The organism is Butyricicoccus sp. AF18-9LB, assembly GCF_027684505.1.
GTDB lineage: Bacteria > Bacillota > Clostridia > Oscillospirales > Butyricicoccaceae > Agathobaculum > Agathobaculum butyriciproducens.
The window spans coordinates 406,577-425,776 of record NZ_JAQCWA010000001.1 but is presented as its reverse complement, the minus strand read 5'-3'; the positions used below and the strand labels follow the sequence as shown (position 1 = coordinate 425,776).

General features: G+C 56.3%; 19 protein-coding genes. 9 read left to right on the top strand and 10 right to left on the bottom strand.

Going from position 1 to position 19,200, the window contains the following annotated elements; genetic code table 11:
* Nucleotides 1–26 precede the first annotated feature (26 nt).
* The 4 genes from PGY33_RS01865 to PGY33_RS01850 are packed head-to-tail and all read left to right on the top strand — an operon-like array spanning nt 27 to nt 1,629.
* A complete protein-coding gene (locus PGY33_RS01865; protein ID WP_117751787.1) occupies nt 27–494 on the top strand; it encodes a hypothetical protein in 468 nt (155 codons plus the stop codon).
* Between the two features lie 11 nt (nt 495–505).
* Complete coding sequence (locus PGY33_RS01860; RefSeq protein WP_117751786.1) at nt 506–961, top strand: hypothetical protein; 456 nt, start codon at nt 506–508, stop codon at nt 959–961.
* Between the two features lie 12 nt (nt 962–973).
* Nucleotides 974–1,426 (top strand): hypothetical protein, encoded by a 453-nt coding sequence (locus PGY33_RS01855; RefSeq protein ID WP_117751785.1) that lies wholly within the window; start codon nt 974–976, stop codon nt 1,424–1,426.
* Nucleotides 1,427–1,428: 2 nt separating this feature from the next.
* Nucleotides 1,429–1,629 carry a helix-turn-helix transcriptional regulator gene (locus PGY33_RS01850; protein WP_117490013.1) on the top strand — a complete coding sequence of 67 codons (201 nt, stop codon included), beginning with the start codon at nt 1,429–1,431 and terminating at the stop codon, nt 1,627–1,629.
* A 201-nt stretch (nt 1,630–1,830) separates the two neighbouring features.
* Here the strand turns inward: PGY33_RS01850 and PGY33_RS01845 are convergent, their stop codons facing one another.
* On the bottom strand, nt 1,831–3,156 hold the full coding sequence (locus PGY33_RS01845) for a sodium-dependent transporter (protein WP_117751784.1): 1,326 nt from the start codon (nt 3,154–3,156) through the stop codon (nt 1,831–1,833).
* Nucleotides 3,157–3,385: 229 nt separating this feature from the next.
* Here PGY33_RS01845 and PGY33_RS01840 point away from each other — a divergent pair, with 229 nt between their 5' ends.
* From PGY33_RS01840 to PGY33_RS01820, 5 genes are all read left to right on the top strand, one after another.
* Entirely contained in the window at nt 3,386–3,826 is a 441-nt protein-coding gene (locus tag PGY33_RS01840; RefSeq protein ID WP_117489913.1) for an ACT domain-containing protein, read from the top strand.
* 52 nt (nt 3,827–3,878) lie between these two features.
* Nucleotides 3,879–5,090, top strand: coding sequence for a homoserine dehydrogenase (locus tag PGY33_RS01835; protein WP_270477061.1), 1,212 nt, complete (start codon nt 3,879–3,881; stop codon nt 5,088–5,090).
* A gap of 15 nt (nt 5,091–5,105) precedes the next feature.
* The gene (gene thrB, locus PGY33_RS01830) at nt 5,106–5,996 is read left to right on the top strand and encodes a homoserine kinase (RefSeq protein WP_117751782.1); all 891 of its coding nucleotides are present in this window, start codon (nt 5,106–5,108) and stop codon (nt 5,994–5,996) included.
* Nucleotides 5,997–6,050: 54 nt separating this feature from the next.
* Complete coding sequence (locus tag PGY33_RS01825) at nt 6,051–7,259, top strand: aspartate kinase (protein WP_118478884.1); 1,209 nt, start codon at nt 6,051–6,053, stop codon at nt 7,257–7,259.
* Nucleotides 7,260–7,596: 337 nt separating this feature from the next.
* Nucleotides 7,597–8,655, top strand: coding sequence for a helix-turn-helix domain-containing protein (locus PGY33_RS01820; protein WP_118478886.1), 1,059 nt, complete (start codon nt 7,597–7,599; stop codon nt 8,653–8,655).
* A gap of 29 nt (nt 8,656–8,684) precedes the next feature.
* Here PGY33_RS01820 and PGY33_RS01815 read toward each other — a convergent pair whose 3' ends face one another.
* From PGY33_RS01815 to PGY33_RS01775, 9 genes are all read right to left on the bottom strand, one after another.
* The gene (locus PGY33_RS01815) at nt 8,685–9,335 is read right to left on the bottom strand and encodes a ComF family protein (protein WP_118478888.1); all 651 of its coding nucleotides are present in this window, start codon (nt 9,333–9,335) and stop codon (nt 8,685–8,687) included.
* Between the two features lie 72 nt (nt 9,336–9,407).
* Complete coding sequence (locus PGY33_RS01810) at nt 9,408–10,586, bottom strand: LL-diaminopimelate aminotransferase (protein ID WP_118478890.1); 1,179 nt, start codon at nt 10,584–10,586, stop codon at nt 9,408–9,410.
* The gene (locus tag PGY33_RS01805) at nt 10,576–12,192 is read right to left on the bottom strand and encodes a CTP synthase (RefSeq protein WP_117489902.1); all 1,617 of its coding nucleotides are present in this window, start codon (nt 12,190–12,192) and stop codon (nt 10,576–10,578) included. The genes PGY33_RS01810 and PGY33_RS01805 overlap by 11 nt, the downstream gene beginning before the upstream one ends.
* Nucleotides 12,189–13,034, bottom strand: a complete 846-nt coding sequence (dapF, locus tag PGY33_RS01800) for a diaminopimelate epimerase (protein ID WP_318261265.1) — start codon at nt 13,032–13,034, stop codon at nt 12,189–12,191. The genes PGY33_RS01805 and dapF overlap by 4 nt, the downstream gene beginning before the upstream one ends.
* A gap of 175 nt (nt 13,035–13,209) precedes the next feature.
* Nucleotides 13,210–13,782, bottom strand: coding sequence for an ANTAR domain-containing response regulator (locus tag PGY33_RS01795; protein ID WP_117489900.1), 573 nt, complete (start codon nt 13,780–13,782; stop codon nt 13,210–13,212).
* A gap of 37 nt (nt 13,783–13,819) precedes the next feature.
* Nucleotides 13,820–15,139 (bottom strand): glutamine synthetase family protein, encoded by a 1,320-nt coding sequence (locus PGY33_RS01790; protein WP_118478894.1) that lies wholly within the window; start codon nt 15,137–15,139, stop codon nt 13,820–13,822.
* A 433-nt stretch (nt 15,140–15,572) separates the two neighbouring features.
* Nucleotides 15,573–16,301: a glutamate synthase gene (locus PGY33_RS01785; protein ID WP_118478896.1), complete on the bottom strand. Its 729-nt coding sequence runs from the start codon at nt 16,299–16,301 to the stop codon at nt 15,573–15,575.
* Between the two features lie 19 nt (nt 16,302–16,320).
* On the bottom strand, nt 16,321–17,826 hold the full coding sequence (locus PGY33_RS01780) for a glutamate synthase-related protein (RefSeq protein ID WP_110436144.1): 1,506 nt from the start codon (nt 17,824–17,826) through the stop codon (nt 16,321–16,323).
* Entirely contained in the window at nt 17,826–18,923 is a 1,098-nt protein-coding gene (locus tag PGY33_RS01775; RefSeq protein ID WP_110436145.1) for a class II glutamine amidotransferase, read from the bottom strand. The genes PGY33_RS01780 and PGY33_RS01775 overlap by 1 nt, the downstream gene beginning before the upstream one ends.
* Nucleotides 18,924–19,200: the final 277 nt, after the last annotated feature.

Genomic DNA, 19,200 nt, shown 5'->3' with positions numbered 1-19,200 from the left:
TGGCATCAAGGGCAGGAGGTGCTTTTATGCGGTGGGATATGTATACATCAGCCGAGAAAATGCAGGTATTGTGGGTCTGCATCGGCCTGCCGGTGCTCCTGCTGGCGGCATGGCTGGTAAGAGACTGGATGGATGCCGGAGGATCGAAAAAGGCCCGCAAAGCCGCCAAAGCACTCGGCAGCAAGACCGATGAGATGGAGCACGCCATCAGCATACAGGCGCAGGCGGTCGCGTACCGCGTGACGCAGGCGGGAATCCAGGCGTGCCTGTATTATCGTCTGCTGGTAAAAGGGCAGGCGGCAATGGAGTTGTGTGCGCTGCTGGTCGTGTCCGGCATGGCGGAGGCGGCTGTTATACTTGTGCAGACGTTCCGCAAAGCAAAGGACGACGAGGAGCATCCGCCGAGACTGGCTTTCCTTATCGCAAAGCTGATGTTCTGTGCGGTGCTGATCGGATTGGCCGTCGGAATGACGGTTCTAACGCAAAACTGGTAGGAGGTGCGCTTATGAGCTGGGATATGTACGATATGACACAGAAGGTGCAGGTTGTTGTGGTTGCGATTGTGCTGCCGCTGGTTATTCTTGCAGCGAGTCTGTGGCACGACTGGGTAGAAGAAGGACAATCGCCGCGAGCGAGAAAAATCATGAAGGACTGGGAATGGAATATTGATGAGATGGCGCACGCCGTCAATGTGAAGGGCCGCTTGATCGGCTACCGTGTGCTGCAGGCCGGTGTTATCATTTATCTTGGTTACAGCCGCCTTTTCCGTGATTATCGCTCGATTGAACTCAGTGTCCTGGCAATCGTGTCCATTGTTGCTGAGGTGCTGTTTATAATCATCAAAACCATTCGCAATATGGCGGGCGATGAGGATAAAACGCAAATGTGGAAACAGATGGGACATAGTGTGTTCAATAATCTGATGTATCTGTGTATTGTGGTCGATGTATTCTGGATGTAGGGAGGTGCACCTATGTTTACAACCGAAACCGGTATAGGCGTGGTCGTAATGGTTGTTTTTGCGGCATTCTGGCTGGCTTTTATGCTCTGGGAGGACTGGGGACAGGCCGGAAAGACTGCTCGTGCACGCGCTTCCGCGAAAGCTAACGGCTGGGAGCAGGACGAAATGCAGAACACGATCACACGCAATGGTGCGATTATCGCCTACCGCTTGATGACGGTCGGGCTGTTCGTGGTGATGTTGGTGGATATCATTGCATTCGGCAAAAATGTGAGCGAGTTTGCGATTCTGTGGTTCGTGTGCATGGTGTTCGAGGGTGTTTACAGAACAATCGCGATCTACCGTGCCGCAAAAGACGACAAGGAAGATCCGCCGTCTAAAAGTGCGCTCGCTGGGGATATTGTAAAGCGTATTTTCATTCCGGTCGTGATATTCGCAGATTTGATATGGAAGTTCTGGCGCTGAAGATGAAGAACAACATTAAAGAACTCCGCAAGGCGCGCGGCCTGCGGCAGGAGGACATGGCAAAGCTGCTCGGGGTATCGCGGCAGACCATCGTGGCGATGGAGAACGATAAGTACGACCCGACCCTCGAACTGGCGATTAAAACCGCACGGCTTCTGGAACAGCCGGTGGAGAGTATATTCTTCCTCGATGAAGAATCGTGAAAATTGAGAATTGAAAATGGAGAATGGAGAATGAAGAATGAAGTGCGATGGCATACCTCGATTCTGGGCGGCCAATGGATGCCCCTGCGGGTACATGTTTGCAAATGGTTCGGAAAATGCAATCTTTGCGTTCATTTTCCATTCTCCATTCCTGCATGAAAAAAGGACTTCCCGCAGGAAGTCCTTTTTTACAGCACGGATTTACCCAATACCGCCCGGGATAATAAAGCTGAAGAATACAACGAGTGCGGCAAGGAAGATATACACATATTTCGCAAGCGGCGCAAATGCGCGGCTGAGCGGCTTGCTGCGGCCGTTCATCAGCTCCTGCTCCATCTTGTCGATGCCGAGCACCCAGTACGCCATAACCGCACCGAGGATAGCGCCGATCGGCACGACGTAAATGGTGATAACGTCCATCAGCGTACCCATGAGCGTATCGCGCTCGATAAACAGGCCAACCGCCAATGCGGCACCGCACGCCAGCAGGACAGCGGCCTTTCGGCTCAGCTTGAGGCGCGTCTGCGCGGCTTCAGAGACTGCTTCCAGCATGTTCGCCAGCGAGGTAATGCCCGCGAACAGCACGGAAATAAAGAAGAAGAACGCGAACAGACGGCCGAACGGCATCTGCTGGAATACACGCGGCAGGGTGATGAACAGCAGCTTGGGGCCGGAGGCCGGGTCCAGACCGAACGCGAACACGCTCGGCAGGATGGCGAGGCCGGCAAGCATAGCCGCGCAGGTGTCGAGCACAGCGGTCATGCACGACGAATGTACAACATCCTCATTTTTCGGCAGGTAAGAGCCGTAAATGATCATGCCCGAGCCCGTGATGGACAGCGAGAAGAACGCCTGACCCATCGCCATGATCCATGTGCGCGGGTTGAACAGGTATTCCCACTGCGGTACGAGCAGGTATTTGTAGCCTTCGATCGCATTCGGCAGGAAGGCTACGCGGACAGCAATAATGATGAACAGGATGAAGAACGCAGGCATCATCACCTTGTTGATCTTTTCAATGCCGCCGGACACGCCGAAGATCAGCACAGCCGCCGTCAGCAGGATAACCAGGGTGTGCCACGGCACACTGGAAAAATTCGTGCTGCTCATTTCCGTGAAGAACTGCTCCGGTTCGGTGCTCATCAGCGAGCCGGTCAGTGCACCGAATGCGCTCCGCAGCACCCAGCCGACGATGATGGCGTAGCCGATGGCGATACCGAGCGAGCCGAGCAGAGGAATCGTACCGAGGATGGCGCCGCCCTTTTTGCCGCGGGATTTCATCGCAAATTCATACGAGCCGATCGGACCTGTGCCGGTCATACGGCCGAAGGCGAACTCGCCGGACAGGCCGACATAGCCGAACAGCGCAATAAACAGCAGGTAGGGGATTAAAAAAGCCGCGCCGCCGTATTGACCGGTGCGGTAAGGGAACATCCAGATGTTGCCCATGCCGACCGCAGAGCCGACCGCCGCCAGCACAAAGCCGATTTTTGAGGTAAAGGTTCCGTTTTCGTTTTTCTGATGCATAATAAAACTCTCCGATTGTTTACAGATGTAAACATAGTATAACACAAAATAAAGCAAAAAGCCACTTACACTTTTCACAGGAAAAGCGGGAGCTTTTGACAGAAGTAACAAAACACTCGTCGGAATTTAGGGAAATTTATCAGTTATTCTCTTGCGCTCGGTGGATGGATATGGTATGATAAATGAGCGTGAAAAAGACAAGTGTCTTTTTAGGGAGGACAGACATCGCATGATAAAACCAAAGTATTATCTCGTGGAGCGCACCCTGCTGCCGGAGGTATTTCAGCGCGTGATCGAAGCGAATGAAGCCATCGCTTCGGGCAAGGCGGCTACGGCAAGCGAAGCGGCAAAGATCGCCGGTCTGTCGCGCAGTGCGTATTATAAATATAAGGACGGCGTTCGTCCTTTCTTTGAGGCGACCACCGACCGTATCGTCACCTACCATTTCATGCTGCACGATCAGCCGGGTGTTCTGTCGAGCATTCTCGGACTGATGGCACGCTCGGGTGCGAACCTGCTGACGGTGAACCAGTCCATTCCGATGAGAGGAATGGCGTCGGTCACTATTTCGGCCCGCACCGGTGAGATGAAATACTCATCCGAAGAGCTTGTGCACCGTGCAGAAGCAATGGAAGGCGTCAGCAAAGTGGAAATTCTGGCATCTGAATGACCGTCCGGCGGTATACAGAACGCTAATTTAACTGATGAAAGGAAATCAGCATATGATTAAAGTAGCAATCATGGGACACGGCACTGTCGGTTCGGGCGTATACGAGGTTTTTGATATGAACGCCGACAAGATTGCCAAGACCGTTGGCGAGCCGGTTGAGGTAAAGTATGTCCTCGACCTGCGCGACTTCTCCTCTCTGCCGTATGGCAATAAATTTGTAACCGATTTCTCTGTCATCGAGAACGACCCCGAGGTAACAGTCGTTGCCGAGGTAATGGGCGGCGTGGGCGCTGCGTACCAGTTCACCAAGCGCTGCCTCGAGGCTGGCAAGAGCGTATGCACCTCCAACAAGGAACTGGTTGCTACCAAGGGTGAGGAGCTGCTCAAGATTGCCGAGGAGCACGGCGTAAACTACATGTTCGAGGCATCCGTCGGCGGCGGCATTCCGGTCATCCGTCCGATGCTGCAGTGCCTGGCTGCCAACGAGTTTAACGAAATCTGCGGCATTCTGAACGGCACGACCAACTACATTCTCACCCAGATGATCCACAACGGCGTTACCTTTGCGGATGCGCTCAAGCAGGCACAGCTCAACGGCTATGCCGAGAAGGACCCGACCGCTGATATCGAGGGTCACGACGCCTGCCGCAAGATCTGCATTCTGTCCGACCTTGCTTACGGCGATAAGTTCGATCCGGATCAGGTTTCCTGCGAGGGCATCACTAAGATCACCCTCGAGGACGTAGCAAACGCCGACAAGCTGGGCTGCGTTATCAAGCTGCTGGGCCGCTCGGTCCGCTGCGAGAACGGCACCGCTTACGCTTATGTTGCACCGCATCTCATCCACAAGGAAAGCCCGCTGGCCGCTGTTGAGGATGTATTCAACGCCATCATGATCGACGGCAATGCGACCGGTGAGGTTATGTTCTACGGCAAGGGCGCCGGCAAGCTGGCTACCGCTTCCGCTGTTGTTGCCGATATGCTGGACAGCATCGAGCACAAGGACAAACGCCGCCGTATCTTCTGGGGCGATGGCTCCAAGCACCTGCTCCGTCCGCTGGATACCCTGCAGAGTGCATGGTACGTTCGCTTCAAGGGCGCACAGAAGGATGTTGAGGAGCTGCTGCCGGTTGAGAGTCTGACTGAGCCTGCTGAGGGCGTATTCGTGGTTCAGACCCGCAAGCTGTCCACCGCAGAGATGGACACCGCAGCAGAGAAGCTGAACGCACGCGGCGAAGTCCGCGCGGCAATGCGTATTCTGTAAAGGAGAGAAAATACAATGGTTCGTGTAACCGTTCCTGCTACGAGCGCCAATATGGGCTCGGGCTATGACAGCATCGGCATTGCGCTCGAGCTGTACAACGTGATCGACCTCGCAGAGAACGATCATATTGATATTTCGGATAAAAACGGTCAGTATGTTCCGCAGGACGAGAGCAACCTGATCTATCAGTGTGCGAAGCGCGTCTACGACGAGTGCGGCAAGCCGCTTTCCGGTTTGACCATCGTTGAGGACTGCGCTATCCCGCAGACTCGCGGTCTGGGTTCGTCCTCGGCGTGCACGGTTGCGGGTATCATGGGTGCAAACATGCTGCTCGGTGAGCCGCTCGACCGCAACGCGGTCATTGATCTGGCGGCTACCATCGAGGGTCACCCGGATAACTCCACACCGGCGATCCTCGGCGGCTTCTGCGTGGCGCTGCTCGAAAACGGCCATGTGCATCACGTTCGTGTGCCGGTTCACGGTGCGATCGACTTCGTGGTATTCATCCCGGATTTCCAGCTGTCCACCGAAAAGGCGCGTGCGGCGCTGCCAAAGACCATCGACCATCACGATGCGGTTTACAATCTGGCGCGCGCAGCGCTGCTTGCGGGCAGCCTGACCACCGGCAAGCTGGAAAACCTTGACGCGGCAACCGGTGACTGTCTGCACCAGCCGTACCGTTTCGGTCTGATCGAAAACGGTGAGGACATCGTGCGTGAGGCCAAGAAGCTGGGCGCGCTCGGCGCGTTCATTTCCGGCGCAGGCCCGTCCATCGTGGCGATCGTGTACAAGGGCGACCGCGACTACATCACCCGTGCACAGGAGCTGTGCGAGAAGCTGTATCCGCACTGGAAGGCCGTGCAGCTGCGCTGTGATGAGGTCGGTGCGACCGTAAAACGACTGTAATAGGGGACGGATGAGTGCTCTCGTCCGTGTATATAAGGAGGAAACATAGTTAGTATGAGTCTTATTGTGCAAAAGTTCGGCGGCACTTCGGTTGCCAACACCGAGCGACTGAAGAATGTTGCGGACATTGTTACCAAGACCGCACAGGCAGGCAATCAGGTTGTTGTAGTTGTATCCGCGCAGGGCGATACCACGGATGATCTGATTGTAAAGGCTGCCGAGCTGAACGACCGTCCTTCCAAGCGCGAGATGGACGTTCTGCTCAACACCGGCGAGATGATCTCCATGTCTCTGCTGGCGATGGCCATCCAGAAGCTGGGCTTTCCGGTCGTTTCCCTGACCGGCTGGCAGATCGGTCTGGAGACCAACAGCAACTACTCGGATGCCCGCATCAAGCGTATCGCAGGTGAGCGCCTCAAGGCAGAGCTGGATAACGGCCGCATCGTTATTGTTGCAGGTTTCCAGGGCATTAACAAGATGGGCGACGTGACCACGCTCGGCCGCGGCGGCTCGGACACCACCGCAGTTGCCATTGCAGCAACGCTCGGCGCGGATCTCTGCCAGATTTACACCGACGTAGACGGCGTTTACACTGCCGATCCGCGCATCGTAAAGGATGCCAAGAAGCTGGACGCCATCACCTATGATGAGATGCTGGAGCTGGCATCTCTGGGTGCACAGGTGCTGCACAACCGTTCGGTTGAGATGGCAAAGAAGTATAATGTCGATCTTGAGGTCGTTTCGAGCTTTACCCGCAATCCGGGTACCAAAGTCAAGGAGGGTTCTAATATGGAAAAACTGCTGGTTTCGGGTGTTGCCCGTGATAATAACTGCGCGCGTGTAGCAATCATCAATCTGGACGATACGCCGGGCACTGCATTCAAGGTATTCTCGCTGATGGCGAAGCACAATGTCAACATCGACATCATCCTCCAGTCCGTCGGCCGTGATAACAAGAAGTCCATCTCGTTCACCATCCGTCAGGACGATGCAGAGCGCGTCGAGAAGATCCTGCGCGACGCGAAGGAGATGCTCGGCTACGAGGATATTTCCATCAACACCAAGGTCGCAAAGGTTTCCATTGTTGGTGCAGGTATGGCTTCCGCTACCGGCGTTGCTTCCAAGATGTTCGAGGCTCTGGCAAGCGCCGGCATCAACATCCGCATGATCTCCACCTCTGAGATCAAGATCTCTGTCCTCATCAACGAGGAGGACAGCGAGAAGGCTGTTAAGGCTATCCACGAGGAGTTCTTCAACGCCTAATTGGGGGCAATACCACACGATTGCATCGGCGGCGTTTGGCGGAAATTTTGTGCGCTGATTTTGTTGCGTTCCCTTGCAATACACAAAGTATTGCTGCGGAACCGCGCCGCATCAGCACGCAAAATTTACTCGCCAACCGCTCACCGCTGAATTGTGTGGTAATGCCCATAAGTGTTTTCCCAGACAGCCTCAAAGTCCCGAAATACACATTTCGGGACTTTTTTGCAACCGGAAAGGCGTCCGCAACCGTCGGTTGACAAAAAGAAACGATGGGTTGGTGGCGCTTTTGCGGCATTTCAGGCACACTGGAGACAGAAAAGAAAGGCAGGTGGCAGAGATGACAACAGGTGAGAAAATCGCGGTACTGCGAAAAGAGCAGGGCATGAGTCAGGAGGCGCTCGGCGAAAAGCTGGGTCTCAGCCGTCAGGCGGTCAGCAAGTGGGAGGCCGATCAGGCGGTGCCCACGATGGATAATTTAATGGAACTGAGCAAGCTGTTCGGCGTGCCGGTGGATACGCTGCTGCGTCCGGATGCGGAACTTGTTCCCAAGACGGAGGACACGGCGGAGATACCGACGGAGAACGGCAGCCAGTCGGTGAAGAACGTAAACCGCAAATGGAAAATCGCAGCGATTGCAGCGGCGGGACTGCTGTGCGTCAGCGTGGTATGCAGCGCGGTCAGCCTGTGGCGCGTGATCGTCATGCAGAACCAGATTGACCAGCTGCGGCTGCAGAGCGGGCCGAGCACGATTTACTATCCGCAGACAGACAATGAGAACAGCGATCTTGCCGACTGGTCGGAGAATATCGAGGTAGACCCGGATCACAACGAAAATCTTCTTGTCACAGTGAGCGCCGTGCCGAAAGAAATGCGGGACGGCGAAACCGCAAAGTTTGTTGTCCGCAGCGGCGATCAGTCGTGGGAGTGCGACGCAGAAAACAAGAACGGTTACAGCGGCGAAATCAGCGTGCCGCTGGTGGATACGTTTTCTGTTTATTTGACGCTGACAAGTACGGACGGAGAAATCCGTAATATTATGGTTGCCTCTGAGTATGACCTGAAGCAGCGTTTTTCTCTCGAAGTGCGTGCGTGGTGGGAGAACGGTAGCTTTAGCTTTAATGGTAAAACCACATCAGCCAGCGGCAATGTGGCAACGTATATTTACTGCGGCGATGACAGTGTGACACCGGTCAGTGGTCGTATATTGCTGTATCAGAACGGAAAACAAATCAAAGAGAAGAAGATCGAGAATATAGAAACAGGAGTCGGTGGAGACGTTTATTATTATACACAGGTTGACTGGCGTGATCTGGAAGGTGGATTGGATCAGTACCAGCTGAAAGCCGAGATTACCGACAATTATGGCAGAGTGTACAGCAGTGAGTTTTTCCAATAACAAAAAAGACCGCGAAAGCGGTCTTTTTGTTATTTCCTCGGTGTAAATGTCGCGGCGAGGACGTAAACACGGCTTGCGCCCATCTCCCGCAGAGCCTTGACGGCGGCAGCCGCCGTTGCGCCGGTGGTGATAATATCATCGACCAGCACGACGGATTTTCCGGTCAAGTCCACGCCGCCCTTCGGCAGAACGGCGTCTTTCGCGTTGCTCTGCCGCGCGGCGTAATCCTTCTGCGCGGACTGCTTGCCGACAAACCATCGCTTGCGCAAGGTGGCTTCGCATGGAAGAGAAAGCGGCTTTGCCGTCAGCTTTGCAAGCAGCTCCGCCTGATTGTACCCGCGCTTGCGGTAGTGCAGGAATCCAATCGGCATGTAGGTAATCAAATCAGGCTGCCAGTCCTCCAGCTGCGACGTGAGAGCCACGGACATTTGCGCCGCGAACCAATCCGCGCAGTAGGCGGCGCTGCTGAACTTGAACCGCTTCATGGCATTTTGGACGGTGCCGCGGTAATACAGAGGAGCGATCGTGCCGTCGGCTCCAGCAATGGAGATGACCTCATTGCAGCGGTATTCCCGCCGGACTGCAGCGGCACAGTCCGGACAAAGCTGCAGCGTGCGGCTGGCCGTCACCGGAAAATCTGCGCCGCATAAAACACACCGGTGACCATAAAGAATGCCCATGCAATCACCTCAACTATGCAAAAAGAGCTGTCCGCGCGGGACAGCTCTTTGATTATGCGATATTGCGGAAACTCACTTCTTGAGGAGTTTCTTGAGTCTCTCAGCAGCTTCCTTGGTGCGTGCCTGATCGCCGAATGCGGTCAGACGGAAGAAGCTGTCGCCGTTCTTGCCGAAGCCTGCACCCGGCGTACCAACGACGTTGGCATTCTCAAGCAGGTAGTCGAAGAAGGTCCAGGAATCCATGCCGTTCGGGCACTTGAGCCACAGGTACGGGCTGCTCTTGCCGCCGGTGTACCAGATACCCAGTTCATCGAGGGTCTCAGCCAGAACCTTAGCGTTCTGCTTGTAGTAGCCGAGGGTCTCCTTGATCTGCTTCATGCCTTCCTCGGTGAAGCAGGCAGCAGCGCCCTTCTGTACGATATACGGAACGCCGTTGAACTTGGTGGTCTGACGGCGCAGCCACATCTTGTTCAGCTTGCCGTCCAGCAGAGCGGTCGGAACAACGGTCCAGCCGCAGCGGGTGCCGGTGAAGCCGGCCATCTTGGAGAAGGAGCAGAACTCGATTGCACAGGACTTAGCGCCTTCGATCTCGTAAATGGAGCGCGGCAGAGTCTCATCGTCGATGAAGCACTCGTAAGCTGCGTCATACAGGATAACGGCGTTCTGCTTGTTGGCGTAATCTACCCAAGCCTTCAGACCTGCACGGTCGTAAGCAGCGCCGGTCGGGTTGTTCGGAGAGCAGATATAGATGATGTCGCACTGAACGGACTCGTCCGGCAGCGGCAGGAAGCCGTTTGCCTCATTTGCGTCAGCGAATACGATCTTGCGGCCCGCCATAACGTTGGTATCAACGTAAACCGGGTAAACCGGATCCGGAACCAGAACAGTGTTGTCGGTACCGAAAATGTCGAGGATGTTGCCGAGGTCGCTCTTTGCACCGTCCGAGATGAAGATCTCATTGGTGGCGAGCTCTACGCCGTGGGTCTTGTAGTAGCCGACCAGTGCCTCGTGCAGGAAGCCGTAGCCCTGCTCATCGCCGTAGCCGTGGAAGGTCTCCTGCTTGGCCTGATCCTCAACGGCTGCGTGCAGTGCGTCGATAACAGCCGGTACCAGCGGACGGGTTACGTCGCCGATGCCCAGACGGATGATATCAGCCTCCGGATGTGCTTCGGAGTACTCACGCACCTTGCGTGCGATGGTGGAGAACAGATAGCTCTGCTCGAGATTGTCGTAGTTCTTGTTAGTCTGCATTGTTGTTCTGGCTCCTTTTCAGAGATGCCGCGACGAACGCCTTGAACAGGGGATGAGCGCGGTTGGGACGGGACTTGAACTCGGGGTGGAACTGTACGCCGATATAGAACGGATGGTTCGGGATCTCAACGGTCTCCACAAGCTCGCCGGTCGGCGAGGTGCCCGTGATCTGCATGCCCTTATTTTCAATCTCCTCGCGGAAATTGTTGTTGAACTCGTAACGGTGGCGGTGACGCTCGGAAATCATTTCCTCGCCGTACGCCGATGCCATGATAGTATTCGGACGAATCTTGCACGGATAAGCACCCAGACGCATCGTGCCGCCCTTCTTGGAGATGCCCTGCTGGCTCTCCATCAGGTCGATGACCGGATGGGTGGAATCCGGGTCAAACTCGCTGGAGTTTGCATCCGCGTAGCCGAGCACGTTGCGTGCGTAGCTCATAACCGCGATCTGCATGCCGAGGCAGATGCCGAAGTAGGGGATACCCTGCGTACGCGCATAGTTTGCCGCACAAATCATGCCTTCCACGCCGCGTGCGCCGAAGCCGCCCGGCAGGATGATGCCGTCAACCTCACCGAGCAGCTTGTCCACGGTGGAGTCGTTGATCTCCTCGGAGTCTACCCAGTCGATATCGACGAAGCAGCCGGTCTCGTAGCCGCCGTGCTGCAGCGCCTCTGCAACCGAAAGGTATGCGTCATGCAGCTTGACGTACTTGCCGACCAGCGCGATCTTCACATGGTCCTTGCGGGCTGCGATGCGTTCGAGCATTTCCTGCCACTCGGTCATATCGCCCTTGCCTGCGCCGATGGACAGCTCACGGCAGACGATGTCGGACAGATGGCTCTCCTCGAGCATCATCGGTGCCTGATACAGAACCGGCAGGGTGCGGTTTTCGATTACGCAGTCCTCCGGTACGGTGCAGAACATGGAAATCTTGCGCTTGATATCGTCATCCATCGGCTGGTCAACGCGGGCTACGATGATGTCCGGAGAGATGCCCAGACCGCGCAGCTCCTTAACCGAGTGCTGGGTCGGCTTGGACTTCGGCTCATTGGAGCCGGAGATGAACGGAACCAGTGTTACATGGATAAACAGGCAGTTGCGGCGGCCAACCTCAGCAGCAACCTGACGGATCGCCTCGAGGAACGGCTGGGACTCAATATCGCCGGTGGTGCCGCCAATCTCGGTGATAACAACGTCAGCCGAGGTCTTTTTGCCTACCGAGTAGATGAAGGACTTGATCTCGTTGGTGATGTGCGGGATAACCTGCACGGTCTCACCGAGGTACTCGCCGGCGCGCTCCTTGTTCAGAACATTCCAGTATACCTTGCCGGTGGTCAGGTTGGAGAACTTGTTCAGGTCCTCGTCGATGAAGCGCTCGTAGTGGCCGAGGTCGAGGTCGGTCTCTGCGCCGTCGTCGGTAACGTAAACCTCGCCGTGCTGGAACGGGCTCATCGTGCCCGGGTCTACGTTGATGTAGGGATCGAGCTTCTGCGCTGCAATTTTCAGGCCGCGGCTTTTCAGCAGACGGCCGAGAGATGCGGCAGTAATGCCCTTGCCCAGACCGGAAACTACGCCGCCGGTCACGAAGATGTACTTTGTCATATCTCAATTTCCCCCTTGAATACGGTCGTTGCCGCGCCCGTCATGAACACGGTTTCATCTGTATAGCGAATGGTGAGGTCGCCGCCGCGCAGGTGCACGACGATATCCTCGTTTTTGTTTGCAAAGCCGTTCAGACATGCTGCCACGCCGGTTGCACAGGAGCCGGTGCCGCACGCCCATGTCTCACCGGAGCCGCGCTCCCAGACGCGCATTTTCAGGCTGCCGTCCGGCAGGACGTTGACAAACTCGGTGTTGACACGCTCCGGAAACAGCGGATGATGCTCAAACTTGGGTCCGATGCGCGTAAGGTCGAGGTCGTCCACATCCTCCTTCTGGAAGATAACGCAGTGCGGGTTGCCCATGGAAACGCAGGTCATGTGGTAGACCTTTTCGTCCACAACGATGGGTGCGCTGATGACATTCTCGCCGTCCATATCAACGGGAATCTCCCGCGGAGCAAGAATGGCTGCACCCATGTCCACGCGGGCGGACTGCATTTTGCCGTCCTTGACGGTAAGCTCAAGCGTTTTTACGCCGGAAAGCGTGTCAATGGTGATGGTGGTGCGGCCATCGGTCATGCCGTTGTCGTACAGGTACTTGCCCACGCAGCGGATGCCGTTTCCGCACATTTTTCCCTCCGAGCCATCGGCGTTGAAGATGCGCATCTGCGCATCCGCCTTGTCGGAAGGAGAAATAAGGATAATGCCGTCGCCGCCGATACCGAAGTGCGGTTCACTGAGCTTGATCGAAAGCGACTCGGGATCGGGCACAGTCTGGTCGAAGCAATTAAAATAGATATAATTGTTGCCGCAGCCGTGCATCTTGGTGAAAGCCAGCTTCACACGGATTCCCTCCTTAGAAAATAACAAAATGGCATATAGGCAGGGAAAGACAGAGCTTCTCTGCTCATACACCATTTAGTATATCATAATCTGTCGGGAATTTCTCTATAAAATCGAAAAAACCGAAAAAATTTTCGCGTGAGATATGAGATGTTTTTAAGCGGTATCGCACAAATCACGGCGTTTTTCCGCCGATGATGTCCTCGGCGATATCTCGCTTGGAGCGGCGCTGGTTCATAGCCTGCTGCTCGATGTAGGAATGCGCCTCCGGCTCGGTCATGCCGCAGCACTCGATGAGCAGACACTTGGCGCGGTCCACCTGACGGATATCCTCAATGCGCTTTTGCAGACGGCGGTTTTCGCTCTGCAGGCCGGTCAGACGGCTGCGCGCGGCGCGCGTCATGCGGAGCGCCTGCATGAACAGCACGCGCGAGAGCGGCTTGGGTACGACGAACACGCCGTCGTCCTCGACCTTTTCGGCAACACTGTCCGCAATCTCGGCCTTAGCGAGCAGGATCACGCCGGAAAGCGTATCATTTGCAGCCTGCTGTGCCATATCATGCCCGAATTCATCGGGCAGCGGCGTGTTGATGAGTACGAGGTCGAACAGTCCGTCCACCAGCATGCGCCGGGCCTCCGCACCGGAGGAAGCAGGTGCAAGCTGAGCCTGTACGCCGCAGGACGTTAAAAACTGGGAAAGCATGGTGCGGGATTTTTCGGTTGCAGAAACGAGAAGAATGCGTTCCATGCGGTGTGCTCCTCCTTTCAAACGGTATTATGTGGGATTAGTAGCGTTCAAAATAGAGGGAGCGTTCGGCAGCCGTGCGGTCGTCGGCAAGCACGATGCGGTCGTGTTCGGCCTGCTTGGCCGCGAAAAAGGCCGTGCGTGCCTTTTCGGGCAGGTACTTGGTGATAAAGTCGCTGTCCTTGGCGATGCGGATCGCGTCGCACAGAGCGCCGGGCAGAGTCTCGTAACGGGCGCGTACCTCGTCGGAGGCGGTGAACAGGTTTTCGTCGCAGGCGGGCGGCAGGGGCAGTCCCTGCTCGATGCCGTCCAGACCGGCGTGGATGAGCAGCGCAAATACGATGTACGGGTTGATGCAGCCGTCGAACGCACGCAACTTGAAGCGGTGCGCCGTGCTGTCCTCGGAGAGCGGCACGGTGATGAGCGGACGGCTGTTCTGATGCGACCAGGTGATGTACTTGGGCGCTTCAAACTCGCCCAGACGCTGGAACGAGTTGGTGAGCGGATTGCAGAAGATGGTCATCTCGGCAGCACGCTGCAGAATGCCCGCCACAAAGCTCTGGCCCTCGGCAGATTCTTCAAACGAGGGCTGAAACAGATTCTTGCCGTTTTTGTTTATCGAAACAGACAGATGCAGTCCGCTGCCCGGCGCATGCGGGAGCGGCTTGGGCAGGAAGGACGCAAACAGGCCGCTTGAGGACGCCATGGATTTGACGACCCACTTGAAGGTGACGAAATTGTCGGCCGCTTCAAGAGCTTCGGCGTAGCGGAAGTCAACCTCGTTCTGGCCGGGACCCTGCTCGTGGTGCGAGGACTCCGGCTGGATGTTCATTTCCTCAAGCGTCAGGCAGATCTGACGACGCACGTTTTCCGCCTTGTCGAGCGGCGCTACATCGAAATACTCGCCGTGATCGTGCGGAATGGTGGTTGGATGGCCGTTTTCATCCAGCTCGAACAGGTAAAACTCGCTTGCCGTGCCCATGGTCAGCGAGTAGCCTGCGCGGCGCGCACGGCGGTTGGCCTCACGCAGCAAATGACGGCCGTCGCCCTCAAACGGCGTGCCGTCCGGATAGCGAATGTCGCAGTAAAAGCGCACTACACGGCCCTGAGCCGGCCGCCACGGCAGAACGGAAAGCGTTGCCGGATCGGGGAACAGCAGCAGATCAGACGCTTCTACATTGAGAAAGCCACGCAGCGCCGCCGCGTTGAAGTGGATGCCCTGCTCGAAAGCGCGTTCTAGCTCGGTCGGCATGATGGCGATGTTCTTCTGGTTGCCGAAAATATCGCAAAACGCAAGACGAATGAACTTTACGTCGTTCTCCTGAATAAATTGTACGACTTCGCTCATGGTGGTGTCCATAGGGCAAGCCTCCTTTTCATAATGTATCTTGAGGAATAAATTTTTTGCTAAAGAATGCGGAATGGGTGCCAAACCTTGGCTGGGGCACCAAAAGGATAGACACCAAGGTTTCTATCCTCTTGGGACTCCAGTTTCCTTTATTTCATAGTCTGGCGAAAATCAGAGAGCGGCGACCGCTCCGAAAAGGGGAACGGCAGAGGATTTTTTCTACCGCAGGGGAGCACAGTGTACTCCCCTGTCGAAACCCATACACAGTGTCAGATACCGTTCTGCTACACATACGGTTAAATCAACGCAGGTGCGACAGAACAGTGTCGCACAATTCGTTTGCGTGTTGTTACGGACGGCACCTGCGAGTTACACCTATCAGGTAACTCCCATCTTCTCATTTCCAACTCCTGCCTTGCAGGAGTTTTTCACTCTGAGAGCAAAATCAAGCCTCGAAGGTATAAAGCTGCTTATACCCAGCCTCCGGGTTCGGCGTGAGGACGAAATACTTCTGCGAAAGCAGATTTTCTGCGTCTGCACCGAACAGCTGCGCGTATTCCTTGATATACGGTGCAAATTCGGTCATATCGTCCGCGGAGACCTCGTTCACGAGGACCTGACGCGGCAGATCGGTCGGTGCTTTATCACATCTTAACACAATTTTGCCGCCGTGCATACCGGTTCCGCAGAAATTGTTGACCGGATACGCGCCGTTCTGACCGATGCCAAGCACAAGAATGAGACCGCCGGCGAGATACTCGCCGAGGAATGAACCTGCCTTGCCGCCGACTACCATAACAGGGAAGTGCTGCTGGTAGGCCTTCATGTGGATGCCGGCGCGGTAGCCGCAGTCCCCCTTGATATAGATCTTGCCGCCGCGCATCGCGTAGCCGCAGGCGTCGCCGACGTTGCCGTGCACAACGATCTCACCGGCGTTCATGGTGTCGCCGACGGCCTCCTGCGCGTTGCCGAAGACCTCAATGGTGGAGCCGTTCAGATACTGGCCGAGACCGTTGCCTGCCGTGCCGTGCACGGTGATCTTGCGGTCGGTGGAGCCGCAGCCGATGTAGCGCTGGCCGATCACGTTCTCAACCGTGATCTCGCTGTCCTGCGCTGCGCGGATCTGCTCGTTTAGTTGTTTATAATAGGTAAGTCCTGCCTGTACAGTTGTCATTTTCGCGCACCTCCTGTGCTTATTCGCCTGCGTGCTTGATGCCGAGGATGTTCAGCTCACGGTCGGTCAGGCCGATGCCGCGCAGCATAAGACGGTTGCCGCGCAGTGCCTCGATGGAGTTGATGCCCATGCCGCCCATCATTTCCTTGAGCTCGTGATCCCATGCAGTGAGCAGGTTGATGAGACGCTGGGAGCCGATATCCGGATTCAGGCGCTTGACCAGCTCCGGACGCTGGGTTGCAATGCCCCAGTTGCACTTGCCGGTCTGGCAGGTGCGGCACAGGTGGCAGCCCATTGCCAGCAGAGCCGCGGTGCCGATGTAGCATGCGTCCGCGCCGAGCGCGATGGCCTTGAGCAGATCGGCGGAGTTGCGGATGGAGCCGCCGACAACGACCGAAACCTCATCACGGATGCCCTCATCGCGCAGACGCTGATCGACAGCGGCGAGCGCCAGCTCGATCGGGATGCCGACGTTGTCGCGGATGCGGGTCGGAGCCGCGCCGGTGCCGCCGCGGTAGCCGTCGATGCAGATGATGTCTGCACCCGAGCGGGCCACGCCGGAAGCGACTGCTGCTACATTATTTACGGCTGCAATCTTGACCATAACCGGCTTCTTATATTCGGTAGCCTCCTTCAGCGAGTAAACCAGCTGACGCAGGTCTTCGATGGAGTAGATATCATGATGCGGCGCCGGAGAGATCGCGTCCGTGCCCTCCGGGATCATACGGGTCTTGGAGATATCCGGGCCGACCTTGAGTCCGGGCAGATGGCCGCCGATACCCGGCTTTGCGCCCTGACCCATCTTGATCTCGATGGCAGCACCGGCTTCGAGGTAATCCTTATGTACGCCGAAACGGCCGGATGCAACCTGCACGATGGTGTGCGGGCCGTACTGGTAGAAGTCCTGATGCAGACCACCCTCACCGGTATTATAATAGGTGCCGAGCGCGCTTGCAGCGCGTGCGAGTGCGGCATGTGCGTTGTAGGAGATCGAGCCGTAGCTCATTGCGGAGAACATGATCGGCAGGTTGAGCTCCAGCTGCGGCGCCAGATTGGGAACCAGATTGCCGTTCTCGTCACGCTCAATCTTGCCCGGCTTTTTGCCGAGGAAGGTCTTGGTCTCCATCGGCTCGCGCAGCGGGTCGATGGACGGATTGGTAACCTGCGAAGCGTTGATGAGAATTTTATCCCAGTAGATGGGGTGCGGGTCCGGGTTGCCCATCGAGGACAGCAGCACGCCGCCCGAGCCTGCCTGACGGTAAACCTCGGAGATCGCCTTGCCGGTCCAGTTGGCGTTCTCACGGAACGTGTGGTCGGTCTTTACGATTTTGAGGGCACGGGTCGGGCACAGCGCCACGCAGCGGTGGCAGGCTACGCACTTGGACTCGTCCGCCTGCATGCGGTTGTTGTCAGCGTCCCAAAAGTGTACTTCGTTCGCGCACTGACGCTCGCAGGCGCGGCAGTTGATGCAGCGGTCGTTGTTGCGGACGACCTCATACTGCGGATATAAGAAATCGATAGCCATTACTGATTCCCTCCGTTCTTCAGATTAACGATGACCGGCTCGCCGCCCTTGGGCGCCCACAGCTTATCCAGCTCAGGCTGGATGACGCGGATCGCGCATTCCTCGGAGGCGATGTACACGGTGTCGTCCTTTTCACCGACAACCATGCTGCGCAGCTTGAGTCGGTCGTTGAGCGCCATCAGGCCGCCGGTGTAGCCGACCAGAATGGAAAACGGACCGGTAACCATCAGGGAAGCGAAGGCATTGCGCAGATAGGTGAGACGCTCGCGCTCCTTCGGCTCCTGCTTTTCAATGGTGGACCAGAACGGAGCCGCAATGACATTTGCAATCTCGCTGTACGTCAGGCCCAGCTTGCGGCCGAGGTAATCAATAATGTAGGTGATGACCTCGGTGTCGGTCAGCAGGTCGCAGGAGTAGCCGAACATCTCAATGAAGCGGCGGTTTGCATCATAAGAGGAAATCTCGCCGTTGTGCACGACCGTGGTGTCGAGCAGTGCAAACGGGTGCGCGCCGCCCCACCAGCCCGGTGTGTTGGTCGGATAACGGCCATGGCAGGTCCAGGAGTAGGCCTCGTAGTTTTCCAGCATATAGTACTCGCCAACGTCCTCGGGAAAGCCGTTTGCCTTGAAAACGCCCATGTTCTTGCCGGAGGAGAAGATGTAAGCGCCGTTCAGCGTGTGATTGATGCGGATGACAAAGCGGGAGGTGAACTCACGCTCCTCGAGCTGGCTGGCTGCCAGCTTGGTCGGCAGGGGCGTAACGAAGTAGCGCCAGATCATCGGGGCATCCGTGATGCGCGGATGACGTCGGGTCGGGATCTTGGACAGGTTTACAATGTCAAAGTGACGCTCGATCTCGCGCTCGCACTCTTCCTTAGCCGCCTGCGTATCGTAGAATACATGGAACGCATAGTAATCGGCGTATTCAGGGTAGATGCCGTAGCCGGCGAAGCCGCCGCCCAGGCCGTTGGAACGATCGTGCATGGTGCGGATGGAGTCGATAATGCGGGTGCCGTTCTCACGGGTGCCGTCCTTGTGGAAGATACCGGAGATCGCGCAGCCTGCGGGGATGCGGACTTGCCCTTCTTTTTGTAACATGGTGCTTCCTCCTTATATATTACGCTGAAATTACGGATTCAGAGAAGCAGGCTTCGGCGTGTGCTTTCAGATGGAAGGCGATATGTACCGGCTGCTTAACAAAATAAAAAGGTGCTCGCCGCAGCAGAGGATCAAAAGCCTTAAATCCTCAGCTATGGCGAACACCTTTGTTCGCTTAATATTCTATAGCAGAAAACCGGGAATCGTCAAGCGCAAAGAACATAAAAAAGTGAATTTTCGCATTTTGCACAGGAAGTGACGGTGCGGACAAGCGAAA

Bases quoted from the DNA above. Each gene is read 5' to 3' on its own strand.
- PGY33_RS01790 (WP_118478894.1), bottom strand. From the start codon at position 15,139: ATGGACACCACCATGAGCGAAGTCGTACAATTTATTCAGGAGAACGAC.
- PGY33_RS01795 (WP_117489900.1), bottom strand. From the start codon at position 13,782: ATGGAACGCATTCTTCTCGTTTCTGCAACCGAAAAATCCCGCACCATG.
- PGY33_RS01835 (WP_270477061.1), top strand. From the start codon at position 3,879: ATGATTAAAGTAGCAATCATGGGACACGGCACTGTCGGTTCGGGCGTA.
- PGY33_RS01810 (WP_118478890.1), bottom strand. From the start codon at position 10,586: ATGCAGACTAACAAGAACTACGACAATCTCGAGCAGAGCTATCTGTTC.
- PGY33_RS01805 (WP_117489902.1), bottom strand. From the start codon at position 12,192: ATGACAAAGTACATCTTCGTGACCGGCGGCGTAGTTTCCGGTCTGGGC.
- PGY33_RS01845 (WP_117751784.1), bottom strand. From the start codon at position 3,156: ATGCATCAGAAAAACGAAAACGGAACCTTTACCTCAAAAATCGGCTTT.
- PGY33_RS01860 (WP_117751786.1), top strand. From the start codon at position 506: ATGAGCTGGGATATGTACGATATGACACAGAAGGTGCAGGTTGTTGTG.
- PGY33_RS01865 (WP_117751787.1), top strand. From the start codon at position 27: ATGCGGTGGGATATGTATACATCAGCCGAGAAAATGCAGGTATTGTGG.
- PGY33_RS01785 (WP_118478896.1), bottom strand. From the start codon at position 16,301: ATGACAACTGTACAGGCAGGACTTACCTATTATAAACAACTAAACGAG.
- PGY33_RS01855 (WP_117751785.1), top strand. From the start codon at position 974: ATGTTTACAACCGAAACCGGTATAGGCGTGGTCGTAATGGTTGTTTTT.
- PGY33_RS01850 (WP_117490013.1), top strand. From the start codon at position 1,429: ATGAAGAACAACATTAAAGAACTCCGCAAGGCGCGCGGCCTGCGGCAG.
- PGY33_RS01775 (WP_110436145.1), bottom strand. From the start codon at position 18,923: ATGTTACAAAAAGAAGGGCAAGTCCGCATCCCCGCAGGCTGCGCGATC.
- PGY33_RS01825 (WP_118478884.1), top strand. From the start codon at position 6,051: ATGAGTCTTATTGTGCAAAAGTTCGGCGGCACTTCGGTTGCCAACACC.
- PGY33_RS01780 (WP_110436144.1), bottom strand. From the start codon at position 17,826: ATGGCTATCGATTTCTTATATCCGCAGTATGAGGTCGTCCGCAACAAC.
- thrB (WP_117751782.1), top strand. From the start codon at position 5,106: ATGGTTCGTGTAACCGTTCCTGCTACGAGCGCCAATATGGGCTCGGGC.
- PGY33_RS01840 (WP_117489913.1), top strand. From the start codon at position 3,386: ATGATAAAACCAAAGTATTATCTCGTGGAGCGCACCCTGCTGCCGGAG.
- PGY33_RS01820 (WP_118478886.1), top strand. From the start codon at position 7,597: ATGACAACAGGTGAGAAAATCGCGGTACTGCGAAAAGAGCAGGGCATG.
- PGY33_RS01815 (WP_118478888.1), bottom strand. From the start codon at position 9,335: ATGGGCATTCTTTATGGTCACCGGTGTGTTTTATGCGGCGCAGATTTT.